This window comes from Stenotrophomonas sp. STEN009 (assembly GCF_056760395.1).
On record NZ_JBRRES010000029.1, the window covers coordinates 25,180 to 47,978 of the forward strand.

Here is a 22,799-nt window from a genome sequence, read left to right on the forward strand (position 1 = left end):
GAGCCCCCATCACGATGAAGGGCGCGCAGAAGCTGCGCGACGAACTGGATCACCTGAAGTCGGTCAAGCGGCCGAAGGTGATCGCCGCGATCGCCGAAGCGCGTGAGCATGGCGACCTGAAGGAGAATGCCGAGTACCACGCCGCGCGCGAGGAACAGGGCTTCATCGAAGGCCGCATCAAGCAGCTGGAAGGCGAGCTGTCGCACGCCGAGATCATCGACGTGAGCAAGCTCAATGCCGGCTCCAAGGTGGTGTTCGGCGCCAGCGTGACCCTGGCCGACGTGGAAACCGACGAAGAGAAGAAGTACCAGATCGTGGGTGACCTCGAAGCGGATATCAAGCTGGGGTTGATCGCGATTTCCTCGCCGGTGGCGCGCGCGATGATCGGCAAGCTGGAAGGCGATTCGATCGTGATCGACGCCCCGGCTGGGCAGCGCGAGTACGAGATCGTCAGCGTCAGCTACGTGGACTGAGCACGTGGCGACGGCGACCCTGCTGTTGCCCGCACGCAGCCGCTTTGCCGCGGCTGCGCTGCCGGACGATGTGGCACGTGCGCTCGGCCGTGCCACAGCGGTGCAGGTCGAGCCGGGTGAACGGGCGCAGCTGATGCGCCATTTCACGGTCGCCGCGCCGCACTGGCCGGTGGCCGCGCTGACCCGCCAGCGTGACGTGGGCGATGCGGCCGGTGCCAGCTGGCTGCGCGCCGATCCGGCCTGCATGGTGCCGGACATGCATGGCGCGCGGATGATGGCCTACGGCGAAACCCTGCGACCAACCCTGGCAGACAGCCTCGCCCTGCTGCCGGTGCTGCAGCCGTTGTTCGCCGAGGCCGGCTTCGTGCTCGACGCGCCTGATCCGTCGCGCTGGTATCTGCGGCTGCCGATCGATACCGCACTGCCGGCGTTCGACGGTCCCGACGAGGTGCTCGGCGATGACCTGTTCTCGCACCTGCCGGAAGGCGAGGGCGGCCGCCGCTGGCGGGCGCTGATGACCGAGGCGCAGGTGCTGCTGCACAACCACTCCTGGAACCAGCAGCGCGCCGCGCAGGGCCAGCAGCCGATCAATTCGCTGTGGTTCTGGGGCGGTGGCGTGATGCCGGTGTCGGTCAGCACGGTGCATGCGCAGGTGCGCAGCCGCGATGCGCTGCTGCAGAGCCTGGCGCAGGCCGCTGGCGTGGCGGTGGATGGTGAGCAGGCTGTCGATGCGCTGGTTGACCTGCGCCAGCTGCGTTCGCTGCAGCAGTTGGGCAACGAGGCGATCCGCCCGCTGCTGGCCGCGTTGAAGCGTGGCGAACTGCAGCGCCTGGTGCTCGATTTCGAGGACGGCCTGCAGTTCCAGCTGGATCGCGGACAGCGCTGGCAGTTCTGGAAGAAGCCGCGCCAGCTGCACGACTGACCGGGGACTCGGCCGAGCGGGGTCGGATCCGTTTTCCATCGGAAACGGCGCTGACCCCCAGGGTTTGCCGGGGTTGCCGGCCAGCGGGCGGCACTATCGCAGGTAGCGGCGCCTCAACGGACCTCGCTGACCACCGTCGGCAGTGTCCAGTGCCCGCCGAGCATATTGCGACACTGGCCCGTCGTGAAATCGCTGCTCTTCACGAAGCGCTCCCCGTCCCACACCCAGTCATTGGCGGAGATGCAATCGCCGACACCGCGGCCTCGGGAGCGGCCTCGCAGCGTAGCGTCATCGCGGTCAAAATCTTCGGCCAGGTTGGTGACAAAGGTCGCCTGGTACGGCGATTTGTCTCGCACCACCCAGTAGGCGTTGCTCATGTTGTAGGCACCCACGAAGCAACTGGTGCTTGCCAGTACATGCTGGGCGTCCAGTCGCTGGATCTCGATCTCATCTGTCCCGCCCTCGCTCAGGCGGCCGCACTCATCCGGCTTCGGCAGGCTGGCGATCAGCGCCTTGCGCAGGCCCGGTGCCTTGGCCAGTGCCGCGTCCGAGGCGCGCGATGCCACCAGCGTGCCGCGCACGATCACTGGCACCGGCAACGCCGCAGGCACGCTTGCTTCGGGCTTGTCGCCACGCCGTACCAGCGCACCGGGCGTTCCTAGCCGGCCCTGGGCCTCGTCCATCTTCAGCAGTACGGCCGCTGCACCGCTGTCGGAGATCGGCCACGCCTTGCCCTTGCCGTCGATGATGTCGATGCGTGCCTGGCGCGGCAGCGCGGCGACCAGCGCATCGGTCTGTCCCTGCTGCAGCAGTACTCGGTCTCCGTCGCCGGTGTCGCGCACCGGGCCCAGGTCCTTGCCGTTCAGGCGCAGGCGCAGCGCCCAGGTCGGCGTCGCGCTTTCGCCGTCCTCGCCATTGCGCAGCCGCGCGAGCACCTTCGTACCCGGGCCGCCCGCGCGTTCCAGCATCAGGCTGAGCAGATTGCCGGGTTGTTCCGGACTGTAGCCGGCGGCGCGGCAGGTGCGGGTGTTGTCACAGGCCAGCGACCAGTCGTTGTGCTGGAACTGCACGCCGGCCTTCGGTTCGGGCGTGGCGGCGTGGGTGGCCGGGGCCAGGGCGAGGCCCAGCAGCGCGGGAAGGAGCGTGCGATGCATGCGTTGAAGTCCATTTCCGGGCCGACAAGCATGGAAGATGCGCTGGCAAATTCCAAATGCCAGCGATCGGGGTGGAGCCTCCTGCGGGCAGAGAGATCCGACCCCGCGCTATCATGGGGATGTCTTCCGCAACCCGGCGATGCCGATGTCCCTTGCCGCCGATGCTGCGCAGCCGTCCTCTGATACGCCGATGATCCGCCGCCGCGATGCGGTCATGCCCGGCAGCTGGCCAGACGGCACGCTGCCACTGCTGGCGCGACTCTATGCCAGCCGCGGCGCCGGTACGCCAGAGCTGGCACTGCCGAAGCTGGGCAGCCTCCACGCGCCCGAGCTGCTGACCGGCATCGATGATGCGGTGGGTCTGCTGATCGAAGCCATCGCCAACGACAAGCGCATCCTGGTGGTCGGCGATTTCGACTGTGATGGCGCTACCGCCTGTGCGGTCGGCGTGCGCGGCCTGCGCATGCTCGGCGCACAGCATGTCTTCCATGCGGTGCCCAACCGGATGGTGCACGGCTATGGACTGTCGCCCTCGCTGGTGGAGGAACTGGCCGCGCTGCAGCCGGACCTGCTGGTCACCGTCGACCACGGCATTGCATGCCATGCCGGCGTCGCGGCCGCAAAGGCGCGTGGCTGGCAGGTGCTGGTCACCGACCATCATCTGCCGGGCCCGCAGTTGCCTGCGGCCGACGTGATCGTCGATCCGAACCTGGATGGCGACGCATTTCCCAGCAAGTCGCTGGCCGGTGTCGGCGTGATCTTCTACGTGCTGATGGCGCTGCGCCGGCGGATGCGCGAGGCCGGCGTGTTCGCCGATGGCAAGGGCCCGGACCTGACCACGCTGCTGGACCTGGTGGCGGTCGGCACCGTCGCCGACCTGGTGGCACTGGATCCGAACAACCGCGCACTGGTCAGTGCGGGCCTGCGCAGATTGCGTTCGGGGCAGGGCTGTGTCGGCCTGAAGGCGCTGATCGAAGCCAGTGGGCGCGACGCGGCGCGGCTGACCGCGACCGACATCGGCTTCGCCCTGGGCCCACGCCTGAATGCCGCCGGTCGGCTGGAAGACATGGCGCTGGGCATCGCGCTGCTGCTGACCGAGGACCCGCGGCAGGCGCGGGAGATCGCGCAGACGCTGGAGCAGATCAATGCGGAACGCCGCGCCGTGCAGCAGTCGATGACCGACGATGCCGAGCAGGCGCTGACCCGAGTTGTGCTGGACATGGCCGGGCAGCGGCCGGTGGCGGCCTGCCTGTTCGATGCCGAGTGGCATCCGGGCGTGGTCGGTCTGGTGGCCTCGAAGATGAAGGATCGCCTGCACCGGCCGGTGATCGCCTTCGCGCCGGCCGAGCCCGGTGCCGACACCCTGCGTGGCTCCGCGCGTTCGATTCCGGGCCTGCATATCCGTGACGCGCTGGCATTGGTCGATTCACGACATCCCGGCCTGATCGAGCGCTTCGGCGGTCACGCCATGGCGGCCGGCCTCAGCCTGCGGCTCGATCATGTCGACGCCTTCAAGGCGGCCTTCGTTGCCGTCGTGCTGGAGATGCTCGACCCAGCGGCACTTCAACAGCAGGTGCTCAGCGACGGCGAACTGGCAGCGGACGAGCTCGACCATCGCCATGCCGATGCGCTGCGCCTGGCCGGTCCTTGGGGGCAGGGCTTCCCGGAGCCGCTGTTCGATGGCCATTTCGAAGTGGCCAACTGGCGCGTGCTGAAGGAACGCCACCTCAAGCTGGAACTGCGCCTGCCTGGCGTGCCCGGCACGATCAACGCGATCCATTTTGGCGGCTGGCACGGCAATGCGCCGAGCCGCCATGTGCATCTGGCCTACCGGCTGGCCTGCGACGACTATCGCGGTGGTAGCGCCATCCAGCTGATTGTCGAGCATTGCCTGCCGGCGTGAGGCAGCGTTCGCGCACTCCCGCCGGGGCCAGCGTTGGCGACGGGGTCGCGGGGAAGGAAATGTGAAGAAATTCGCAGTTCCTTGAATTTCCTTAATGAATTCATCTCTTTATCCAGAGGCAAAAGCGTCAAAAAGCTGGCGCATGTCACCTGCCGGTGGCAAAGTCGGGCCACGACCAACATGGGACGACGGAACGCCCGATGTACGCCGAATCACTGCTTCCCGGCGCCGCACTGCAGCGCCTGCACCAGGACCGACGCCTGATCCGCGTCGAAACCGCTCTGGATCCGGACACTTTCCTGGTCAAGCGTTTCGAGGGCAGCGAGGCGGTGTCCAGCCCGTTCGCCTACCGTATCGAACTGCTGTCGGTCCAGCCGCGGCTGGAACTGAAACAGCTGGTCGGGCAGCCGCTGCGCCTGCAGTTGGGTGATGAATTCGGCAACCGCAGCGTGCACGGCTACGTTCGCGAGTTCGCCAGTACCGGCCAACAGGCCCAGTTCAGTGCCTACCGGGCCGAGCTCGCGCCCTGGTTCGCCTTCCTCGATTACACCTGCAACTGCCGGATCTTCCAGGACCGCAACGTGCTGCAGATCATCGAGGAGGTGTTCCAGGGCTACGCACAGCTGGCGAAGTTCCGCTACGACCTCAATGCCGGCAAGCTGCCGCCGCTGCCGTACTGCGTGCAGTACAACGAGTCCGATTTCGCCTTCGTCAGTCGCCTGCTGGAAGATGCCGGCCTGTACTACAGCTTCGTCCATGACGAAGAGGGCCATACGATGGTGATCAGCGACGATTCAACGCTGAGCACCGCGCACGGCGAACCGCAGCCCATCGCGTTCGTGTCCGACCAGGGCACGTTGGCCAGCACCGGTCTGCACCGCTGGGGTGCACGCCGACGCGTCGGGCCCAGCGTGCAGACCCTGCGCAGTTTCGACTTCAAGCAGCCGGGCCAGACGCTGGATGGCAACCAGGGCAACCAGGTGCCGCTGGGCCTGCTGCCGCCGCTCGAGCAGTACCGCTACGACGGTGCGGCGCGTTTCACCAACAGCCGCATTGGCCAGGCGCTGGCGGCGGTGCGCAACGAGGAAGTGGCTTGGCCGACCAAGCTGTTCGAGTGCGCGGGCAACGCCGGTGAGCTCGACGCCGGCGCCTGCTTCGAACTGGAGCGGCACCCGGATTTCATCGGACGTGACGATACCGACCGCAGCTTCTTCGTGGTGAGCGTGCAGCGGGAAGGCCACAACAATTTCGCTGCCGATTTCGGCAGCGCTGAAGCCCCGAGTGTCGAAGTGCAGGCCGAGGTGCTGCGCCGTCGCATCCCCTACAGGCCGCTGCGGCGGACGCCGTGGCCGCGCATGCCGGGTCCGCAGACCGCCACCGTGGTTGGTCCGCCGGGGGAGGAGCTGCATGCCGACCGCTACGGCCGGGTGAAAGTGCAGTTCCATTGGGACCGCCAGCTGGATCGCCGCGAGAATGCCTCGTGCTGGATCCGCAGTGCGAGTCCGTGGGCAGGCGCCGACATGGGTGGCGTGTCGCCGCCGCGCGTGGGCCAGGAGGTGATCGTCGATTTCCTCGATGGCGACCCGGACCGCCCCATCATCACCGGTCGTGTCTACAACGAGGACAACATGCCGCCGTTCGGCATGGAGGTGAGCGGCCTCAAGTCGAAGACGGTCAAGGGCGCGGGCTGGAATGAGATCACCATGCATGATGGCGCCGGTGGCGAGCTGCTGAACATGCGGGCGCAGCGTGACATGGTCACCACCGTGCTCAACGACCAGAACGCCAGCGTCAAGAACAACAAGTCCACATCGGTGTCGGTCAACCATCGAATGGACGTCGGCGCCAACCAGGACATCAGCGTCGGCGGCAACCGTGGCATCACGGTCACCGGCACCGACACGCTCGGCGTTACCGGCACCCGCACCACCAATGTGACCGGCGCGGTGACCGAGAAGTACGAAGCAGGCGAAACCAAGACGATCTCCGCAGCCGGCTATACCGAAACCATCACCGGCGACTTCAAGACCACCCTGACCGGCAACTTCACCAGCCAGCGCACCGGCACGTGGACCGAGACCGTCACCTCGACCTCCAGTCGCACGGTTGGCGGACTGGTGACGGAGACGCTGAACGCCGCGCGGGAGGTGACCATTACCGGTCATGACAAGCGCAGCGTGCAGGGCAAGGTCGACGACAGCAATGTCGGCGAGCGGGTGATCGACGTCACCGGCAATTTCAGCCAGGACGTGACCGGTACGCACAGCCAGGGCTCGGATGGCGCGATGAGCCTGGAGTCGGCGGTCAAGCTGTCCACCAAGGTGGGTGGCTCGGTCATCGAGATCACCGACAGCGCCATCAAGATCACCGCCGGTGGCTCGGAAGTGGTCATCGACGCAGGCGGTGTGTCAGTCAACGGCAGCGAGATCAAGCTCAACTGCTGAACAGCACGGGAGATACACCATGCAGGACACCCCCATGCTGCGCGGCCTGAACGCATTGCGCGACGCCTGGCTGGAGGCCAGCGCCGACAGCAGCAGGCGCCTGTTGGTATGGCGTCTGTCGGCTGCCGCCAGCCGCCTGCTGGCCGCGTTCTTCGAGATGCAGCGCAACGACGCAGGGCGTGATACGCCGGACTGCTTCCTGCGCATCGATACCGCCTATGAGCTGGGCTTCCGTTACAGCCGGCAGGTCAAGCAGGATCTGCTCGACCGTTATCTGGCCAGCCAGGACGAGCTGCGCGCGCAGCAGGTGCCACTGGGCTGGCGTGGCCCGAGCGAGGCGCATCCGGACAGCGCGCAGGGTGTGGTCGATGTGCTGGAGAGTTTCATCGACCATCACGGCGAGCATCTGCGCCTGCTGGCTGCCGTGCTGGAACCGGAGCGTTGCGTGCCCGGTGAAGGCTTCGAGCGCTGGCTGGATGCGGCGCTGGCCGCTGCGCCGGGAGAGCGCCTGCGACTGGTGCTGGTGGATACCGAAGAGGACCCGCGCTGGCAGCCGCTGCTGGAGCGTCATGCCAGGACCGCACGGGTGGTCACCGCACCGGTCGACATGTTTGCGATTGCCCGGGATACCGCCGCGCAATCCGGTGGTCGCGGTCCGGAAGTGCTGTACCGGCAGCTGCTGGCGGACCTGATGCTGCTGCTGGAGCGAGGCAGTCCGTCGCAGGTGGTGGCCCGCGCCGGACGCGCGCAGGGCCTGGCGCAGCGGCATGGCTGGCAGGACCAGCAGTCGGTGGTGCAGATGATGGTGGCTGGTGCCTGGCTGAAACATGGCGATCACAGCCAGGCGATCAACAGCTACCGGCAGGCACGCAGCGCCGCCGAAGGTGCACGTGCCAGCGGCAATCCTGCCGCGCCGGAACTGGTGATGCAGAGCTGGTTCGGTGAAGCGGGCTGCTGGTTGGCGGCCAAGCAACCCGAGCGCGCGGCACACACCTACCTGCAGGCATCCGCGTCCGCAGCCAGCATTCCGCATCCCATGTTCGCACTGGAGGGCCAGCGCATGGCGGGCTGGTGTCACGTGCAGGCGGGCCAGCGCGAGGCGGCGCGCACGCAGCTGCTGGAGGCGATCCGCATCGCCAAGCCGCTGGCGCCGGCCGACCGCAAGGCAACGACGCTGCCGCAGGCACTGTGGGATCTGCTGCAGCTTCAGGACGCACGACGCTGCGAACAACTGCAGCAGGTCGCCACTGACTACCTGCAGGCCAGCACCGGCCTGCTGGAGAAGGCGGACGCGCAGGGGCGCGCACTCGGCCCGCGTCCTCCGCGTCCGGCGCTGGATGCCATCGACGCCGAGCTCGATGCCGCGCTGGAGCGCGGTTTTCATCGTGCGCAGCAGGAACGCGAGCGGCTGATCCAGGGCGGTGACGAATTCTTCCGCAAGATCGTGGCCGTCGGCCGTGATTTCCTCGACCCGGGCTGGAACGGCCTGCCGGCGATCGAACACCCGCTCGACCACGAGATTCCGGTGTGGAGCGAGCCCCCGGCGATGCAGCCGCTGCCCGATCCCAGTGGCCTGCTGCAGCCGCCCGTGGCCGCGCCTGCCGGGCCCGCCGTTACAGGAGTGGCTGTTGCATGAAGTCGAACAAGACCGTGGTGATGCTGGTGGCCATCGTGCTTGGCATCATCGTCGTGACCTGGATCAGCGCCGAGTACCGTGACGAAGTAAAGGCGTTCCTGCGCGCGTTGTTCCGCGCCTTGTAAAGCAACAGGGAGTGTTGCCGTGAGCATCGCCGCCAAGCATTTCGATCCGCAGCTGGGTATCGACATCCACATGTATGCGGTGCCGCCGTGCCCGCTGCCGACGCCGCACATCGGCCTGGTGCTCGATCCGTTCGACTACATCCCGTTCATCGGTTCGACCATCAAGGTCAACGGCGTGCATCGCGGCACCGCCGGTACCGGCGGCCTGGACATCCACATCCCGCTCGGTGTGTGGGGGCCGCCGTTGGCGGCACCGATGGGGCCGCAGTTCGACGGCGAAGAGATCTTCATGGGCAGTCGTACCGTGTCGGCCGATGGCGAGCCGTTCTCGCGGCTGGCGATGCCGGTGCTGGACTGCAATCTGGCCGGCATGATCAACCCGTTCCGGGTGAAGAAGCCGAAGAAGCCACTTCGGGCGATGTCACTGCCGACCGGCCTGAACGTGGCCATTCCCACCAGCGTCAAGGTGGGAGGACCACCGACGGTGTCATGGACCGCGCTCGCGTTCCGCGCGGCGTTCGCAGGCCTGGGCAAGCTGCGCAAGAGTGCGTTCTTCCGCAAGAAGATGGATGCCTTTGCCAATTGGCGGCGGGGCAAGTGGGGAAACCTGCCCTCGGGTTTCCTGAAGTGCAAGGTGCTTCGCGCCGAGCCGGTGGACATCCGTGATGGCAGCGTGGTGGTCAACCACCAGGATTTCGATGTTCCGGGCCGCTTGCCACTCACCTGGCAACGCAGCTACGGCTCGCGCCACGCGGGCGCGCCGGGTCTGTGCGGCGCGGGTTGGCAGACGCCGGCAGACATCCGCCTGGAGCTGCTGGCCGACGGCAGCGTCTGGCTGTCCGGCCCCGACCAGGTCGCGTTCTTCCCCGAGCTGCCGCCCGCCGAGGGAGAGGCCGGGGCGATTCTCGATTTCGTCGATGGCGCGCGCCTGCTGAGGCGGCGCGGGCAGTGGCGGGTGCGCTTCAAGAACGGCCTGCAGTACGTGTTCGGTGGCGAGCTGCCTGCAGGTGTCAGCGCGCTGCCGGGCCCGCAGTCCTGGCCGATCGAGCGCATCGAGGATGCGCATGGCAACCACTGGCGCTTCGAGCGTCGCGACGGCCATCTGGTGCGCATCGTCGAGAGCGGTATCGGTGACCTGCAGGGCCGCTTCATCGAAGTGGAGGCCCGGCACGGTCGCATCGACCGCATGGCGCTGCATGACCCGGCCACCGGCCTGGTGCATCCGCTGGTGAGCTATCGCTACAGCGGCGAGGGTGACCTGCTGGCAGCGGTGGATGCGCTTGGAGCTCCGCGCACCTTCGCCTACGAACAGCACCGCATGGTGCGGCACACCGACCGTGTTGGCCTGTCGTTCCATTACGCGTTCGACGCGCAGGGCAGGGTGGTGCACTCGTGGGGCGACGGCGGCCTGTACGACTATCACTTCGAGTACGACGCGCTGCTGCGCGAGACCCGGGTGACCGACTCGCTGGGCCACCTGAGCGTGGTCAAATTTGACGAGAACCAGCTGCCGCTGTGCGAGATCGACCCGCTCGATGGCGTGACGCTGTTCGAGTACGACGATTTCGGGCGTACCGTGGCGGTGACCGACCCGGAAGGACTGCGAACGGCGTTTGCCTATGATGCGCATGGCAACCTGGTCTGCCTGACCCGCGCCGATGGCACGTCGATCCAGATGGAGTACGACCTGGACGACCACATGGTGTCGTTGCGTACGCCGGATGGTGTCGACTGGCAGCAGGCCTACAATGGCCAGGGCCTGCTGGTCAGCCAGACCGATCCATTGGGTGCAACCACCCGCTTCGACTACGACGCACAGGGCCAGTTGCAGGCGCAGACCAACGCACGGCACGCGGTCACGCAACTGCGCTATGACCGTCATGGACTGGTGGCCGCGGTTATCGATGCGCTGGGCCATCAGAGCCGGTTTGAGCATGATCCACTCGGCAACCTGCTGCGCCAGGTCGACCCGCTGGGGCAGGTCAGCCGCTACGAGTACGACGCCAAGGGACGCCTACTGGCCACCGCTGGCCCCGACGGCAACGGTGTGCGTTGCGAGTATGATGCCGAAGATCAGCTGCTGCGCTATACCGACGAAGCGGGCGCGCAGACGCGGCTGCAGTACGTGGGCATCGGACAGATCAGCAAGCGCCTGCAGGCCGATGGGCACAGCGTGGAGTACCGCTACGACACCGAAGAGCAGCTCATCGCGGTCATCAACCAGCGCGGCGAAACCTATCAGCTGGTGCGCGACGCGCTGGGCCGCATCGTCGAGGAAGTCGACTACTGGGGGCAGTCGCGGCGCTATACCTATGACGCGGCCGGACGACTGACCGCCACCGTGGATCCGCTGGGCCAGCGCATCGCCTTCACCACCGACAAGCTCGGGCGCATCACCCGCAAGACGCTGCCGGATGTACGCCATCCTGGACAGCAGGTACAGGAACACTTTGTCTACGACGTGCAGGGCCAGATTGTCGAGCTGCGCAATCCGGTGCGTACAGTGAAGCGCCGGTATGACCCGCTGGGGCAATTGCTGGAGGAACTGCAGGACGGGTTCCGCGTCGGCTATGCCTATGATGAAGTAGGCAACCGCGTACTGCGCGAGACCGCTGCCGGCAATCGGTTAGCGTTCGGCTACGACTTGCGCGACCAGACCGTATCGGTGGCCATCAATGACGAGCCGCCGATCTCGATGGAGCGCGACGCGCTGGGCCGCACCACGCGCGAGCAGCTGAGCCCGCAATTGCAACGCGAGTTCACCTACGACAGCCGCAACCTGCTGACCTCACAGTCGGTGTTGAAAGATGCCGCCCCGTTGTTCGAGACGCGTTACGACTACGACCGCAGTGGCAACCTGACCAAACGTAGCGACAGCGCACAGGGCGTCGATGAGTACCGCTACGACGCGATCGGGCGCCTGCTGCAGCATATCGACCCGAAGGGAAGGGTCGAGCGCTACTTCAACGATCCGGCCGGCGACCGGCTGCGCACCGAAGTGAAGCAGGTGCAGGCGCGCAAGGTGGTAGGCGGCGACGACGACGACCTGACCACCTGGACGCGCGAAGGCACCTATCAGGGCGTGCACTACGTGTTTGACCGGGCGGGTGATCTGGTGCGCAAGGGCGCACCGCAAGGGGATGCGCCGGATGACCTGACGCTGATCTGGGATGCCAACCATCGGTTGGCGGAGAGCCGCCGCAACGGGCAGTCAACGTACTACGGCTATGACCCGCTGGGGCGGCGGGTGTTCAAGCGCAACCCGACGCAGACGACGTGGTTCTTCTGGGATGGTGATGCGTTGCTGGGCGAAGTGCAGCAGGCCAATGACGCCGAAGAGGTGGCGCCGGTGTGGGTGGGGAATGTGGGCAGCCTGGTCGAGGTACGGCGTCGGCAGCGGCAGCTGGAGAGGCTGCATGAGCGGGTGCGGGAGTATGTGTACTACCCGGGTACGTTTGTGCCGTTGGCGTTGGTTGTAGAGCGCTCCAGCAGGGGCGTAAGCGCAACTAGCAGTGCTCCAACTCCCGCAGCGAGCGGCGCAGATGCTCTGCTACATCGTAATCGTGCTTCAATACCAGTGAGTTCCACAGTTGGGGCCAGTAAACGCGGTATCGGTTTGTTGGGCGGTGGAGCATCATTGGGCTCAAGTGGGTTAATCATTGCCGCCGAGGTGGTCGAGCGCGGTGAAAAGCCACCCGAGCCGCTTCACAGTGAAGCGGCATTTGCCGATCCCGTTTCAAGCCTAGTGGGCGAGCTGGGATCTTCGGGTGCCAAGGTCAAGGAAAACCAACCGGGCAAGGAGGTATGGGTCTATCAAGTTGATCCTAATGGACGGCCCATCCGGCTGCTTTGTCGCGACGGGAGGTGCGGCTGGTCAGGCTCGTATGATGGTTGGGGCAAGTTGCATGAGGAACGCTTCGATGACGGGGTTCACAACTTCATCAGATTCCAAGGGCAGTACGCGGACCTTGAAACCGGCCTCCACTACAATAGATATCGCTATTACGATCCGCACGCGGGTTCGTATGTTTCAGAGGATCCAATTTCTATTGCTGGTGGAGTAAACATATATGGATATGCAAGGAATCCGTTTCGCTGGTTTGATGCGCTGGGGCTCTATGTAACAAAAACACTTGCTGAGTGGTTGAAGGATTACCCAGATCTATTGCAGGAGGCTAGGGATAAATTCAAGAGCGCGCCTGAGTGGCAGGGCATCGACCCGGATAGTACGCCCGTGTTCTATCGGCCGAAATCGGAAGTGGACGTTATTCGCGCTAAACCTGGAGAATCCGGTGGCCATCATCCTCACGGCTTGGCGCTGGGTGGGCCAGAGGGGCAGGTACTAACGATTACGAATGAAACGAGAAAGATTAAGAATCCGAATCATAGTGCTGCAACTGGATTGCAGAGAAGAATAATAAATGTGATAAAGGCGCAGTGTAGGAGCTGATATGAATATTCTGTATTCGAATTTCCTGGATTTTCTTGTGGGAAAGGGCTGGATTTTGGTTGGTAGGGATGGTGGTGATGGATCGCCACCTGTTATCGATGATTCGATAAATGCAGATGTTCCGGCCTTTTACTTGGAGTTTCTTTCGAATTTCACATCGCTCTCGAACAAGGATGAGTCACGGTGGTTCGTCTCAATCGAGGAGTTTGCGGGTGTCTCGGATGGCGCGTTCTCCTGGGATGAGTTTGAGAAGATGAGCATTGACGCTGCAATGACGGATGCTGATGGCGAGGATGTTCGAAAGTTCTGGGCAGAGTATTTGCCGATTTTTATGGCGGTCGACGGAGACTATCAATTCGTTGGGCTGGGCCGGAGCTCTGGGGCGGTTGTGCACGGCGTTGAGCCCGAGTTTGAAAGTGTTACTAGGCTTGCCGAGACATTCGACGAATTTCTCACTGCGGCGATGAATGGCCAGTACGACGAACTATTCTTTGGGCGCTAGTTGCCGGGTGCGCACCGGCAGCATCCGCTGGCGCGCAGACGCGGCTGCAGCACGTGGGCATCGGCCAGATCGGAAAGCGCGTGCAGAAAGTTTTTCTGATGCATGGCAGACACGAAGCAGCATTCCCGACTCCGGGTGCTGAGCTGGTGTTCTTCAACGCCCCTTTCAACACTGAGAGGCTCGCCCGGATCGAGCAGGTTCACCTCTGGTCACCTCCCGGCGACAAGCTCGAAGCGCTTCCGGAGATCCTCAAGGAAATGCAGGGTCTCAAGACGCTCAGCATCGGGCCGGGATCAATCGCACCGTCGATCATGGATGGACTCGAGGAAGGACTTCTGCCTGAGAGCATCGAGGCATTGAGCATCCATCTTGGCACGGGGACGTTGGCCTGGCCGGGCGTTGTGCTACCCAATCTGAGGACGCTGTATGTCGACGTGCCGGTGCGCTTCGACACATCAAGCTTCCCCGCGTTGAAAGTACTTTCGCTCTATCCAGACAGGGCATTGAAGAATCTCAGGCAGGCCCTGGCCCTGCCTCTGGAAGAACTGAACATTCTGAATGTCCCCGTGGATGGTGAGATCTTCAACATCCTGTCTGCATCGGCTGGTGGCCTCGAACGCCTGGGACTGTTGGGTGGCACGAAGCTGAAAAGCCTCGATGGCATCGAGACACTTGCCGCGTTGACGTCGGTATGGCTGAAGAATCTGAGTTCGCTGACAGACATCCGTGCACTGGTGGGGCTCGAGCAGCTCAGGAAACTGGATATCCAGTACTGCAAAAAGATTGCCAACATCGAGGTCATCAATGATCTTTCCGCGCTTCGTGAGTTGACGCTCGTGGGTTGCGGAAAGGTGGGTCTGAAGAAAATACAGGCAAAGATCGAATCGCTTCAGAAGCGCACCATCGGGGCGACGACCTAGCCACATTGCATGTGCGGTGCCGGTCTGCTGAGCCAGGTGGATCGGTGCCGCTGCGCACCATCCGGCGGGTTGTGCGAGGCGGTACCGGTGCCCCGGGGACCGCGGAAGCCAGGTGTTCGGGGAAATCGCTCGTCGCGGCGTCGATCCGTGCCCGCTGAAACTGCATGAGGTTCATGCGTGACTGAAACTGCATTCTCCCGCGTTTATGCCTCGGGTTCGTTGGAGGTGAGTGCCCAGGTCCTTCGGGATTTCGGACTGGAACCGTCGACGAGTGAGCTGATGCTTCGGCTGGGGCTTCCTTCACGGCTGCCGGGCGATGTACCTCTTGTTCAGTTCGAAGTGCCCCACGTGGTCGAGATCGATGGCACCGGACTTCTGGCTATCGCGCGAGAGCCATGGGGCGAGGATCTGCTGCTGTGCCTGTCGGCGAGTGGCGAGGTACTTGCCGTGGGCGATGGCGGACGTCAGATCGTGAATGGACGCCTGTCGAGCTTCCTTGGGTTTCTCGAAGCGTATGAGGCATTCCAGGCCCAGGCAAAGGCGGATGATTCCGGTCCGATGGTCTACTCCCAGGCGGAGATGCAGGCCCGGCTGGAGGCATTCGAGCGGGGTGAGATTCCCAAGCGCTCTGCAAAGCCGCGATTCGATCGCAGTAGGGCGATCAGGACGCTGGTGTCGGAGTGGAGGAGGCTTGATGCCGCTGCACTGACGGAAGGGTCACGGTGGTCAATTGTTCTGGAACAGATCCAGGATGGCCTTGTTTGAGATGTCGGTCCTGTAAGGCGACATTCGGGCAGCAGAATCCGGACGACCACTGGGTGGCGTCCGGCAGCAATATCTTCCAGAGCCATCGCGGACGATCACCCGATCAACCCCGATCCGGCCTGCCATGCGTTGAACAGTTCGTCCTCGCTCTGGAGACGTACCATGTCGCCCGTCCTTCGTCGTGTGCTGTGCCTGCTGGCGCTGCTGCTCTGTGCCTTCACCACGGCCGCCCAGACCCACGGCCGTCCGTCCGTCCGCCCGGTTCGTGCGGTCCCGTTGCTGCAGGTCGCGGGCGCCGAGCAGCCCATCGTGCTGCGTCGGGCCTCCATCGAAGGGGAGGTCCAGGCGGGTATCGCCCAGACCCGCGTCACGTTGGAGTTCCATAACCCCAACCGCCGGGTCATGGAGGGCGAGCTGCAGTTCCCGCTGGCTGATGGCCAGCAGATCACCGGCTTCGCCCTGGATATCGATGGCCAGTTGCGCGAGGCGGTGCCCGTGCCGAAGGACCGGGGGCGTCAGGTGTTCGAGGACATCGCGCGTCGCGGCGTCGATCCGGGCCTGCTGGAGCAGACCGCCGGCAATCAGTTCCGCCTGCGTGTCTACCCGTTGCCCGCCGGCGGCAGCCGCCGTGTGCAGCTGGTGCTGCGCGAACCGCTGGCGTTTGCCGCCGACGGCTGGCAATGGACCTTGCCGTTACAGTTCGCCGCCGGCGCGGCTTCGGTCGAGCTGACGCTGCAGGCGCCGGAGGCGGCGACCACGGGCGCAGGGCCGTTCCGCTTCACTGAGGGGCAACTGCATTGGCAGGGCCGAGGCGCCCTGTTGCCGGCGCAGCTGCAGTGGACGCTCCCGGCATCACGTCATGCACGGGTACAGGTCGCACCGTGGCAGGACGGTCACTATCTGCTGGCACAGCTGACGGTGCCGGTCGATAACGCGCCGCGTACGCTGCCGACCGATATCGGCCTGCTGTGGGATGGCTCCGGCTCATCAGACCGGCGTGACCGTTCGCGGGAGTTTGCACTGCTGGACCGTTACTTTGCTGCGTTGGGAAACGGCACGGTCGCGCTGACAGTTCTGCGTGACCGGGCCGAGCCGGTGCGTCGCTTCCGTATCCGCGGCGGTGACTGGTCGGCATTGCGGCAGGCGTTGCAGGCCGTCCGCCCGGATGGCGCCAGCGCGCTGGCGCAGTGGCAGCCGCAGGCAGCCGTGAAGGAGTACCTGCTGGTCAGCGACGGTCTGTTGACCTACGGCCCGCAGGTGTTGCCGACGCTCGCCGCCGACCAGCGCCTGTTCGCGGTCAGCAGTGCGGGCGCACATACCGATGTCGTTCGGCTGCGCGGTTGGAGCGAATCACATGGCGGTCGCTTCGTCGCCCTGGGAACGGATGTCGATGCCGCTGCACGCGAACTGCTGTCTTCGCCGCTGGACGTGCAGGTCGATGCGGGCCGCGGTGTACAGGACGTGGTGATCGATCGTCGCAGTGAAGCGCAGGGCTGGCTGTGGCTGCACTCGCGGCTGGCGGCGGACGGCGTGCCGATGCGGGTCCGCGTCGGCGGCCAATGGCTGGCGCTGCCCGCGACACAGACGAGCGGCAATGGAGAACTGCTGGCCGGCCTGTGGGCGCAGGTGCGGCTGCAGCAGCTGGCCGCCGACCGTCGCGGCAACCGTGAGGCGATGCAGCGCCTGTCGCAGCAGTTCGGCCTGGTCGGTCCGGATACCTCGTTGATCGTGCTGGAGACGCTGGACGATTACCTGCGCTACGCGATCCGGCCTGCCGGCGCGCTGCGGGCCGGGTACGATGCCCGCTTTGCACGCGTGGTCGCTGACCGCAGCGCCGCCGAGCGCCGTCGCCTGGACGACATCGCCGCACAGTGGCAGGAGCGCCGGGAGTGGTGGCGCCGCAGCTGGCCGAAAGACACGCCGCCGCAGTTGCAGGGAAAGGCGTTGGACAGGGTTGCCGTCTCTGCTTCGGCCGCCGCGCCGGTAGCGATGCTGGCGGCCGCACCTCCCGCGCCCGCACCGATGCTTGCGGCCGCGGAACGCGACGTCCAGGTGTCGCGTGCACGCGCCCGTCGCTCGGCACCTGCACAGGAAGCCGCACGCGATGCGAGCACAGGGAGCGGCGCTGCCGCAGCGCCAGAGGCGGCAGCGAACAGCGGTGCGCTCGGCATCCAACTGGCCGCATGGCAGCCAGATTCGGCCATTGCCCGGCGCCTGCGCCAGGGGCCGTCCTCGCAGCTGTACGACCGCTACCTGGCCGAGCGCGCCGCGCATGCCGACAGCAGTGCGTTCTTTCTCGACGTGGCCGATCTGTTGCTGGAGCAGGGGCAGCGGGACCTGGCCCTGCGCGTGCTGTCCAACCTGGCCGAGATGGACCTGGACAACCGCCATCTGCTGCGCGTGCTCGGCTACCGCCTGATGCAGGCCGACGAACCGATGCTGGCGGTGCCGGTGTTCGAGCAGGTGTTGGCGATGGGCGAGGAGGAGCCGCAGAGCTTCCGTGATCTCGGCCTGGCCCTGGCGGCGGCGGGCCGGCCACAGCAGGCGCTGGCGCCGCTGTACCAGGTGGTGACGCGGCCCTGGGACAGCCGGTTCAACGGCATTGCACTGATCGCGCTGGACGAGCTGACCCAACTGGTTGCACGCAGCACGCCAGGGCTTGATACCTCGGCCATCGACCCGCGCCTGCTGCAGCCGATGCCGCTGGACCTGCGGGTAGTGCTGTCGTGGGATGCGGACAACAGCGACATGGACCTGTGGGTGACCGACCCGAACGGCGAGCGCGCGTACTACGGCAATCGTCTGACCTACCAGGGAGGACAGATGTCACAGGACTTCACCGGAGGCTATGGACCCGAGCAGTTCTCACTGCGTGATGCCAAGCCGGGCAGGTACAAGGTGGAGGCCAATTATTTCGGCAGTCGCCAGCAGCTGGTGACCGGTGCCACGACCCTGATGCTGCGCCTGACCACCCATTGGGGCACGCCGAAGCAGAAGGACCAGAGGGTGACGATGCGGTTGAAGGATCGTGCCGAAACAGTGCTGGTGGGCGAGTTCGAGGTCAGATAGCGCCGAGCTCAGTTCGGGCAGGCTTGAGTCGGAGCCGGGCATGACCCGGCTCCACGCGATGGTGTCACGGTGCCGTCGCTGCGCCTGCCACCGAAGGCGATGGCGGATGGACGCGCAGGCCGAACAGGGGACGCAGCCAGCGGACACGACGGATCAGCAGCTCGTGGATCAGCAGGCAGCCGGCGACGGTGCCGGCAACCAGCAGAGCCGGTTCCAGCCAGGGGCCGAGCTGAAGGGGCCGCAGCCAGTAGAGCAGGACGATCAGCACGGTCTGGTGCAGGATGTACCAGCTGAAGACCGCCTCTCGGCAGTAGTCGAGGCCACGCCACGGCCGGTCGACCAGCACGCGGGCCCAGCCGAACATCGCCAGCAGTGCGCACCAGGTGTACAGGGCCCGGCCGACGCGCTCGGTCTGCGCCCATGGCAGCGACAGCACCCATGGATCGAGCTGGCCAAGGTCCGGCATCCGGCCCAGGGCGCGGATGCCGAGTTCGACCAGCAGCCCGATCACGGCCAGCGCCAACGTCAGGCGCCGGCCGCGCACGAGCAGGTCCCAGCCGCGTTGCCAGCGTGCGGCCCAGAAACCGGCCAGGAACAGGGGCAGGGATTCGGCATGCACGTAGAGGTCGTTCAGCAGCGCATGGGTGGGCGGCCACGCAGGCATCACCACCAGCAGGGCCCAGGCCAGCCAGAGCACCGGCAGCACCAGGCCGATGATCGCGATCAGGCGGTCATCGGGCCGCCATGACGGCAGCCGCGCCCACAGGGCCTGCATCGGACCGGCCAGCGCGATGGCCAGCAGGGTGTAGGGCACCAGGTACGCCAGATACCACAGGTGATTCCAGGTGAACCCGTAGGCTGCGCCGTCGAAATGCGCGCCCGGCCACGGCCGGAACTGCCAGTAACGCCACAGGAAGGCGCCGAGTCCTGGCGTCACATCGCCCTTGTCCACCGCTTCGCAGTAAGCCTGCAGCGAGACGACAGCGACGATGCCGAACAACAGCGGCAGCAGCAGGCGTCCGCTGCGTTTCAGTGCGAACCGGTGCCGCCCGTGCCGCGGCAGCGAGAGGCCCAGAGCGATACCCGAGATCACGAACAGCAGTGGCATGCGCCAGCGGTTCAGAGCGATCATCGGCCACTGCAGCCACTCGGCGGTGTAGGCGCTCTTGAGATGGAAGCCCCAGCCATCCACATAGGCCATGGCCGCGTGGTAAAGGATGAGCAGGGCGAAGGCGAGCACGCGGAGCGTGTCGATGTCATGGCGTCGGGTCATGGCCGCAACCGGCAGGAAGGTGACGCCAGACTGCGTCCGCAAAGGTGGCGGCGTAAGCGGCAGGGGGCCACCGGTGCCGCGGTAGTGACCAATGGCGGGCGTGCCGGGATCAACGGGGAGGCTACGCTCGCTCCCTTGATGCACGCTGAGGGACCGCGACGAGATGGATGCAGCAATGGCTCAGGGCAGACTGCCGCGCTGGCGAACGTCAAGTCGTCTGCTGGTGTGGGCCGCGATCCTGTCGGCGACCGCAGTGACGAACGCGCTGGTGGAAGTGATGGATTCCGGGCGCCACGGCACCGCCCTGGCCCTGTGGGAGCCCCTGGTCTGGGAGTTCAGCAGCGCCGGAGCGGTGCTGCTGACCCTGCCGCTGCTGTGGTGGGGGTGCCAGCGCTGGCCGTTGCATGCCGACACCTGGAGGCGCCTGCTGCCGCTGTACCTGCTGGCCAGCGTGGGGTGGTCGCTGCTGCACGTGGTGGGGATGATGGTGATCCGCCACCTCGCGTACGCCGCACTGGGCCATCACTACCAGGACGATGACGGCTGGTTGCAGCGCTTTGCCTACGAGTACCTGAAGGATGTCCGCACGTTCGCGTTGTTCGTGGCGCTGGAGCACCTTGCCGGCTGGTTCGGCCGCCGCCGCCAGGGTGAGGCATCCCTGCTGGCCGCGCCGGATGTCGGTCCTCCGGTCGAGCCGGTCGAGCGCCCGCAGCACTTCCTGGTGCGCAAGCTGGGCAAGGAATTCCTGGTCGCCACCGAGGACGTCGAGTACGCCCAGGCCGCTGGCAACTACGTGAATCTGAGGGTCCGCGGCCATGACTATCCGCTGCGGATCACCATGGCGGTGCTGGAGCTGCGGCTGGATCCGCTGGTGTTCCTGCGGCCGCATCGCAGCTGGCTGATCAACCGCGGCCAGCTGCGCTCCATCGAGCCGTTGGATGGCGGCGAGGCCCTGCTGCACATGGCCGATGGGGCCAAGATTCCCTGCAGCAGGCGCCAGCTGCCGCTGCTGCGGCAGGCGCTGGCGGGAGGATAGGGGCGGGCGGACCTGCGGAGCGCCCGCCCCCTTCGTGCTTACTTCCTGTCCTTCTTGATCATCGCGTCGATGCGCGCGGCGCGGGCTTCCGAGCCGGGGTGCGACGACATCAGGCCGCCTTCGCTGGACAGCTTGCGGAACATGCTGGCCAGGGCTGCCGGATCATAGTTGTGGCGCTTCATGAACTGGTAGCCGTACTCGTCCGCCGCGCTCTCTTCCTTCTGCGAGAACTGGGCGTTGACGAACCCCTCGGCCAGGTCGCCGAGCTGGCCCTGGCTGAGCTGGGTCAGGTTACCGTTGCCCGACGCTGCCAGGCCTTCGCGGCCGGCCGATGCGAGCAGTGCGGTGCGCATCTTGGTCTTGCTGTGGCCCAGCTTCACGTGGCCGATTTCGTGGCCGATCACGCCACGCACCTCGTCATCACTGGCCATGTCCATCAGGCCGGTGTAGACGCGGACGCAGCCGTTGGCCATCGCCCAGGCGTTGACATCGGCGGTCCGGTAGACCTTGAAGTTCAGATTCAGGCCGTCCTCGTTGGCGAGCCCCTGGGTGATCTTGGCCAGGCGCTGGGCATAGGGATCGTTGGCGGGTGCCAGCTGGTTCTCCTTGTCCATGTAGGCGCAGGCCTGGTCGGCGGCCGCCGAGACCTCTGCGTCGGACAGGGTCAGCGCCTTGCCGGCCTTCAGGCCGGTGCTGGTCAGGCCCTTCAGGTCGATGGCCGAGGCATTGGCGGCCAGCAGGCAGGCGGCCAGGCACAGGGTGGAACGCATGATCTTCATTGAAATGGTGCTCCTTGGATTGGGATGGGCCGCGCGTCCCCCTGTTGCCGCGGCGGCCGGGAAGTCTACCGGCTTCAGCCCGGCCCGTGTCCAGCCGCCGGCCGGGCCGCTGGGGGTGCCTCGCCGCCTGCCGGGCGCCTGCGTTATCATTGGCAGTCATTTTTTGAACGCACGACCGCCGACATGATCGAACTGAATCCTGTCCGCCAGCGCATCACCGATCTGACCGATCGCGTGCTGTCGCTTCGGGGGTATCTTTGACTACGACGCCAAGAAAGAGCGTCTTGAAGAAGTAACGCGGGAGCTTGAAAACCCCGACGTCTGGAACAACGCCGAGTACGCCCAGAACCTGGGGCGCGAGCGATCCAGCCTGGAAAAGACCGTGGGCGGCATCGCCTCGGTGCTCGATGGCCTGAAGGATGCGACCGAGCTGCTGGAGCTGGCCGAGTCCGAGCAGGACGAGGACACCGCGCTGGCCGTGGTTGCCGATCTGGACAAGCACCAGTCGCACGTCGAGAAGCTGGAGTTCCAGCGCATGTTCTCCGGCGAGATGGACAATGCCGCTGCGTTCGTCGACATCCAGGCCGGTGCCGGTGGTACCGAAGCCCAGGACTGGGCCGAGATCCTGCTGCGCATGTACCTGCGCTGGTGCGAATCGCGTGGCTGGAAGACCGAGCTGATGGAAGTTTCCGGCGGTGATGTGGCGGGCATCAAGTCGGCCACCCTGCGCGTGGAAGGTGACTATGCCTATGGCTGGCTGAAGACCGAGACCGGCGTGCACCGCCTGGTGCGCAAGTCGCCGTTCGACTCGGACAACCGTCGCCACACCAGCTTCACCTCGGTGTTCGTTTCGCCGGAGATCGACGACAACATCGACATCACCATCAACCCGGCCGATCTGCGCACCGACGTCTACCGTTCGTCCGGCGCCGGTGGTCAGCACGTCAACAAGACCGAGTCGGCGGTGCGTATCACCCACATTCCGACCAACATCGTGGTGGCGTGCCAGACCGGCCGCAGCCAGCACCAGAACCGCGACAACGCGATGAAGATGCTGGCCGCAAAGCTCTACGAGCTCGAGATCCAGAAGCGCAACGCGGAGAAGGATGCCGTGGAAGCGACCAAGTCCGACATCGGCTGGGGCAGCCAGATCCGCAATTACGTGCTTGATCAGAGCCGCATCAAGGACCTGCGCACGGGCATCGAGCGTTCCGATACGCAGAAGGTGCTCGATGGTGACCTCGATGAGTTCGTCGAGGCCAGCCTGAAGGCCGGCCTGGCGGTGGGGTCCAAGCGCGTCGATGCCTGATGCGCACGCCTGCGCCGATATCATCGCCTTCCGCAACGG

At 65.7% G+C, this 22,799-nt stretch carries 16 protein-coding genes; 13 read left to right on the top strand and 3 right to left on the bottom strand.

The features are described from left to right. Positions 1–8 precede the first annotated feature (8 nt). Positions 9–473: a transcription elongation factor GreA gene (greA, locus tag ACVOMM_RS13850; protein WP_026347191.1), complete on the top strand. Its 465-nt coding sequence runs from the start codon at positions 9–11 to the stop codon at positions 471–473. A 4-nt stretch (positions 474–477) separates the two neighbouring features. After that, positions 478–1,395 carry a phosphoglycerate mutase gene (locus ACVOMM_RS13855; RefSeq protein ID WP_128988718.1) on the top strand — a complete coding sequence of 306 codons (918 nt, stop codon included), beginning with the start codon at positions 478–480 and terminating at the stop codon, positions 1,393–1,395. 113 nt (positions 1,396–1,508) lie between these two features. Here ACVOMM_RS13855 and ACVOMM_RS13860 read toward each other — a convergent pair whose 3' ends face one another. Continuing rightward, positions 1,509–2,549: a DUF1176 domain-containing protein gene (locus ACVOMM_RS13860; RefSeq protein ID WP_481526377.1), complete on the bottom strand. Its 1,041-nt coding sequence runs from the start codon at positions 2,547–2,549 to the stop codon at positions 1,509–1,511. A gap of 145 nt (positions 2,550–2,694) precedes the next feature. On the opposite strand from ACVOMM_RS13860, the gene recJ reads away from it, so the two are divergent. The 9 genes from recJ to ACVOMM_RS13905 all read left to right on the top strand — a co-directional run bounded on the left by recJ (position 2,695) and on the right by ACVOMM_RS13905 (position 18,363). Further along, positions 2,695–4,452 (top strand): single-stranded-DNA-specific exonuclease RecJ, encoded by a 1,758-nt coding sequence (recJ, locus tag ACVOMM_RS13865; protein WP_481526378.1) that lies wholly within the window; start codon positions 2,695–2,697, stop codon positions 4,450–4,452. A gap of 200 nt (positions 4,453–4,652) precedes the next feature. After that, on the top strand, positions 4,653–6,896 hold the full coding sequence (locus ACVOMM_RS13870) for a type VI secretion system Vgr family protein (RefSeq protein ID WP_065175609.1): 2,244 nt from the start codon (positions 4,653–4,655) through the stop codon (positions 6,894–6,896). Positions 6,897–6,915: 19 nt separating this feature from the next. Beyond that, the gene (locus ACVOMM_RS13875; RefSeq protein WP_481526379.1) at positions 6,916–8,532 is read left to right on the top strand and encodes a hypothetical protein; all 1,617 of its coding nucleotides are present in this window, start codon (positions 6,916–6,918) and stop codon (positions 8,530–8,532) included. After that, positions 8,529–8,657 (top strand): hypothetical protein, encoded by a 129-nt coding sequence (locus ACVOMM_RS13880; RefSeq protein ID WP_006441023.1) that lies wholly within the window; start codon positions 8,529–8,531, stop codon positions 8,655–8,657. Before ACVOMM_RS13875 ends, ACVOMM_RS13880 begins: the two co-directional genes overlap by 4 nt. Positions 8,658–8,676: 19 nt before the next feature. Further along, positions 8,677–13,107 (top strand): RHS repeat-associated core domain-containing protein, encoded by a 4,431-nt coding sequence (locus ACVOMM_RS13885; protein WP_481526380.1) that lies wholly within the window; start codon positions 8,677–8,679, stop codon positions 13,105–13,107. A gap of 1 nt (position 13,108) precedes the next feature. After that, entirely contained in the window at positions 13,109–13,609 is a 501-nt protein-coding gene (locus ACVOMM_RS13890) for an SMI1/KNR4 family protein (RefSeq protein WP_053519334.1), read from the top strand. A 53-nt stretch (positions 13,610–13,662) separates the two neighbouring features. After that, positions 13,663–14,529: a hypothetical protein gene (locus ACVOMM_RS13895; protein WP_481526381.1), complete on the top strand. Its 867-nt coding sequence runs from the start codon at positions 13,663–13,665 to the stop codon at positions 14,527–14,529. 177 nt (positions 14,530–14,706) lie between these two features. Next, complete coding sequence (locus ACVOMM_RS13900) at positions 14,707–15,294, top strand: SUKH-4 family immunity protein (RefSeq protein ID WP_481526382.1); 588 nt, start codon at positions 14,707–14,709, stop codon at positions 15,292–15,294. A gap of 162 nt (positions 15,295–15,456) precedes the next feature. Next, positions 15,457–18,363 (top strand): VIT domain-containing protein, encoded by a 2,907-nt coding sequence (locus ACVOMM_RS13905; protein WP_481526383.1) that lies wholly within the window; start codon positions 15,457–15,459, stop codon positions 18,361–18,363. 64 nt (positions 18,364–18,427) lie between these two features. Here ACVOMM_RS13905 and ACVOMM_RS13910 read toward each other — a convergent pair whose 3' ends face one another. Beyond that, positions 18,428–19,636: an acyltransferase family protein gene (locus ACVOMM_RS13910; protein ID WP_065182670.1), complete on the bottom strand. Its 1,209-nt coding sequence runs from the start codon at positions 19,634–19,636 to the stop codon at positions 18,428–18,430. 175 nt (positions 19,637–19,811) lie between these two features. Between ACVOMM_RS13910 and ACVOMM_RS13915 the strand changes: the two genes are divergently transcribed. Then, entirely contained in the window at positions 19,812–20,672 is an 861-nt protein-coding gene (locus ACVOMM_RS13915) for a LytTR family DNA-binding domain-containing protein (RefSeq protein ID WP_065182669.1), read from the top strand. Between the two features lie 38 nt (positions 20,673–20,710). Here ACVOMM_RS13915 and ACVOMM_RS13920 read toward each other — a convergent pair whose 3' ends face one another. Continuing rightward, positions 20,711–21,451, bottom strand: a complete 741-nt coding sequence (locus ACVOMM_RS13920; RefSeq protein ID WP_053519322.1) for a M48 family metallopeptidase — start codon at positions 21,449–21,451, stop codon at positions 20,711–20,713. Between the two features lie 183 nt (positions 21,452–21,634). On the opposite strand from ACVOMM_RS13920, the gene prfB reads away from it, so the two are divergent. After that, a protein-coding gene (prfB, locus tag ACVOMM_RS13925; protein WP_111186457.1) for a peptide chain release factor 2 occupies positions 21,635–22,760 on the top strand; the annotation gives its coding sequence in 2 pieces (ribosomal slippage) (positions 21,635–21,709 and positions 21,711–22,760; 1,125 coding nt in all). Positions 22,761–22,799 lie beyond the last annotated feature (39 nt).

Coding starts and splice junctions, on each gene's coding strand:
- ACVOMM_RS13910 (WP_065182670.1), bottom strand. CDS start 19,636: ATGACCCGACGCCATGACATCGACACGCTCCGCGTGCTCGCCTTCGCC.
- ACVOMM_RS13870 (WP_065175609.1), top strand. CDS start 4,653: ATGTACGCCGAATCACTGCTTCCCGGCGCCGCACTGCAGCGCCTGCAC.
- recJ (WP_481526378.1), top strand. CDS start 2,695: ATGTCCCTTGCCGCCGATGCTGCGCAGCCGTCCTCTGATACGCCGATG.
- ACVOMM_RS13915 (WP_065182669.1), top strand. CDS start 19,812: ATGGCTCAGGGCAGACTGCCGCGCTGGCGAACGTCAAGTCGTCTGCTG.
- ACVOMM_RS13880 (WP_006441023.1), top strand. CDS start 8,529: ATGAAGTCGAACAAGACCGTGGTGATGCTGGTGGCCATCGTGCTTGGC.
- ACVOMM_RS13875 (WP_481526379.1), top strand. CDS start 6,916: ATGCAGGACACCCCCATGCTGCGCGGCCTGAACGCATTGCGCGACGCC.
- ACVOMM_RS13905 (WP_481526383.1), top strand. CDS start 15,457: ATGTCGCCCGTCCTTCGTCGTGTGCTGTGCCTGCTGGCGCTGCTGCTC.
- ACVOMM_RS13920 (WP_053519322.1), bottom strand. CDS start 21,451: ATGAAGATCATGCGTTCCACCCTGTGCCTGGCCGCCTGCCTGCTGGCC.
- ACVOMM_RS13890 (WP_053519334.1), top strand. CDS start 13,109: ATGAATATTCTGTATTCGAATTTCCTGGATTTTCTTGTGGGAAAGGGC.
- ACVOMM_RS13860 (WP_481526377.1), bottom strand. CDS start 2,549: ATGCATCGCACGCTCCTTCCCGCGCTGCTGGGCCTCGCCCTGGCCCCG.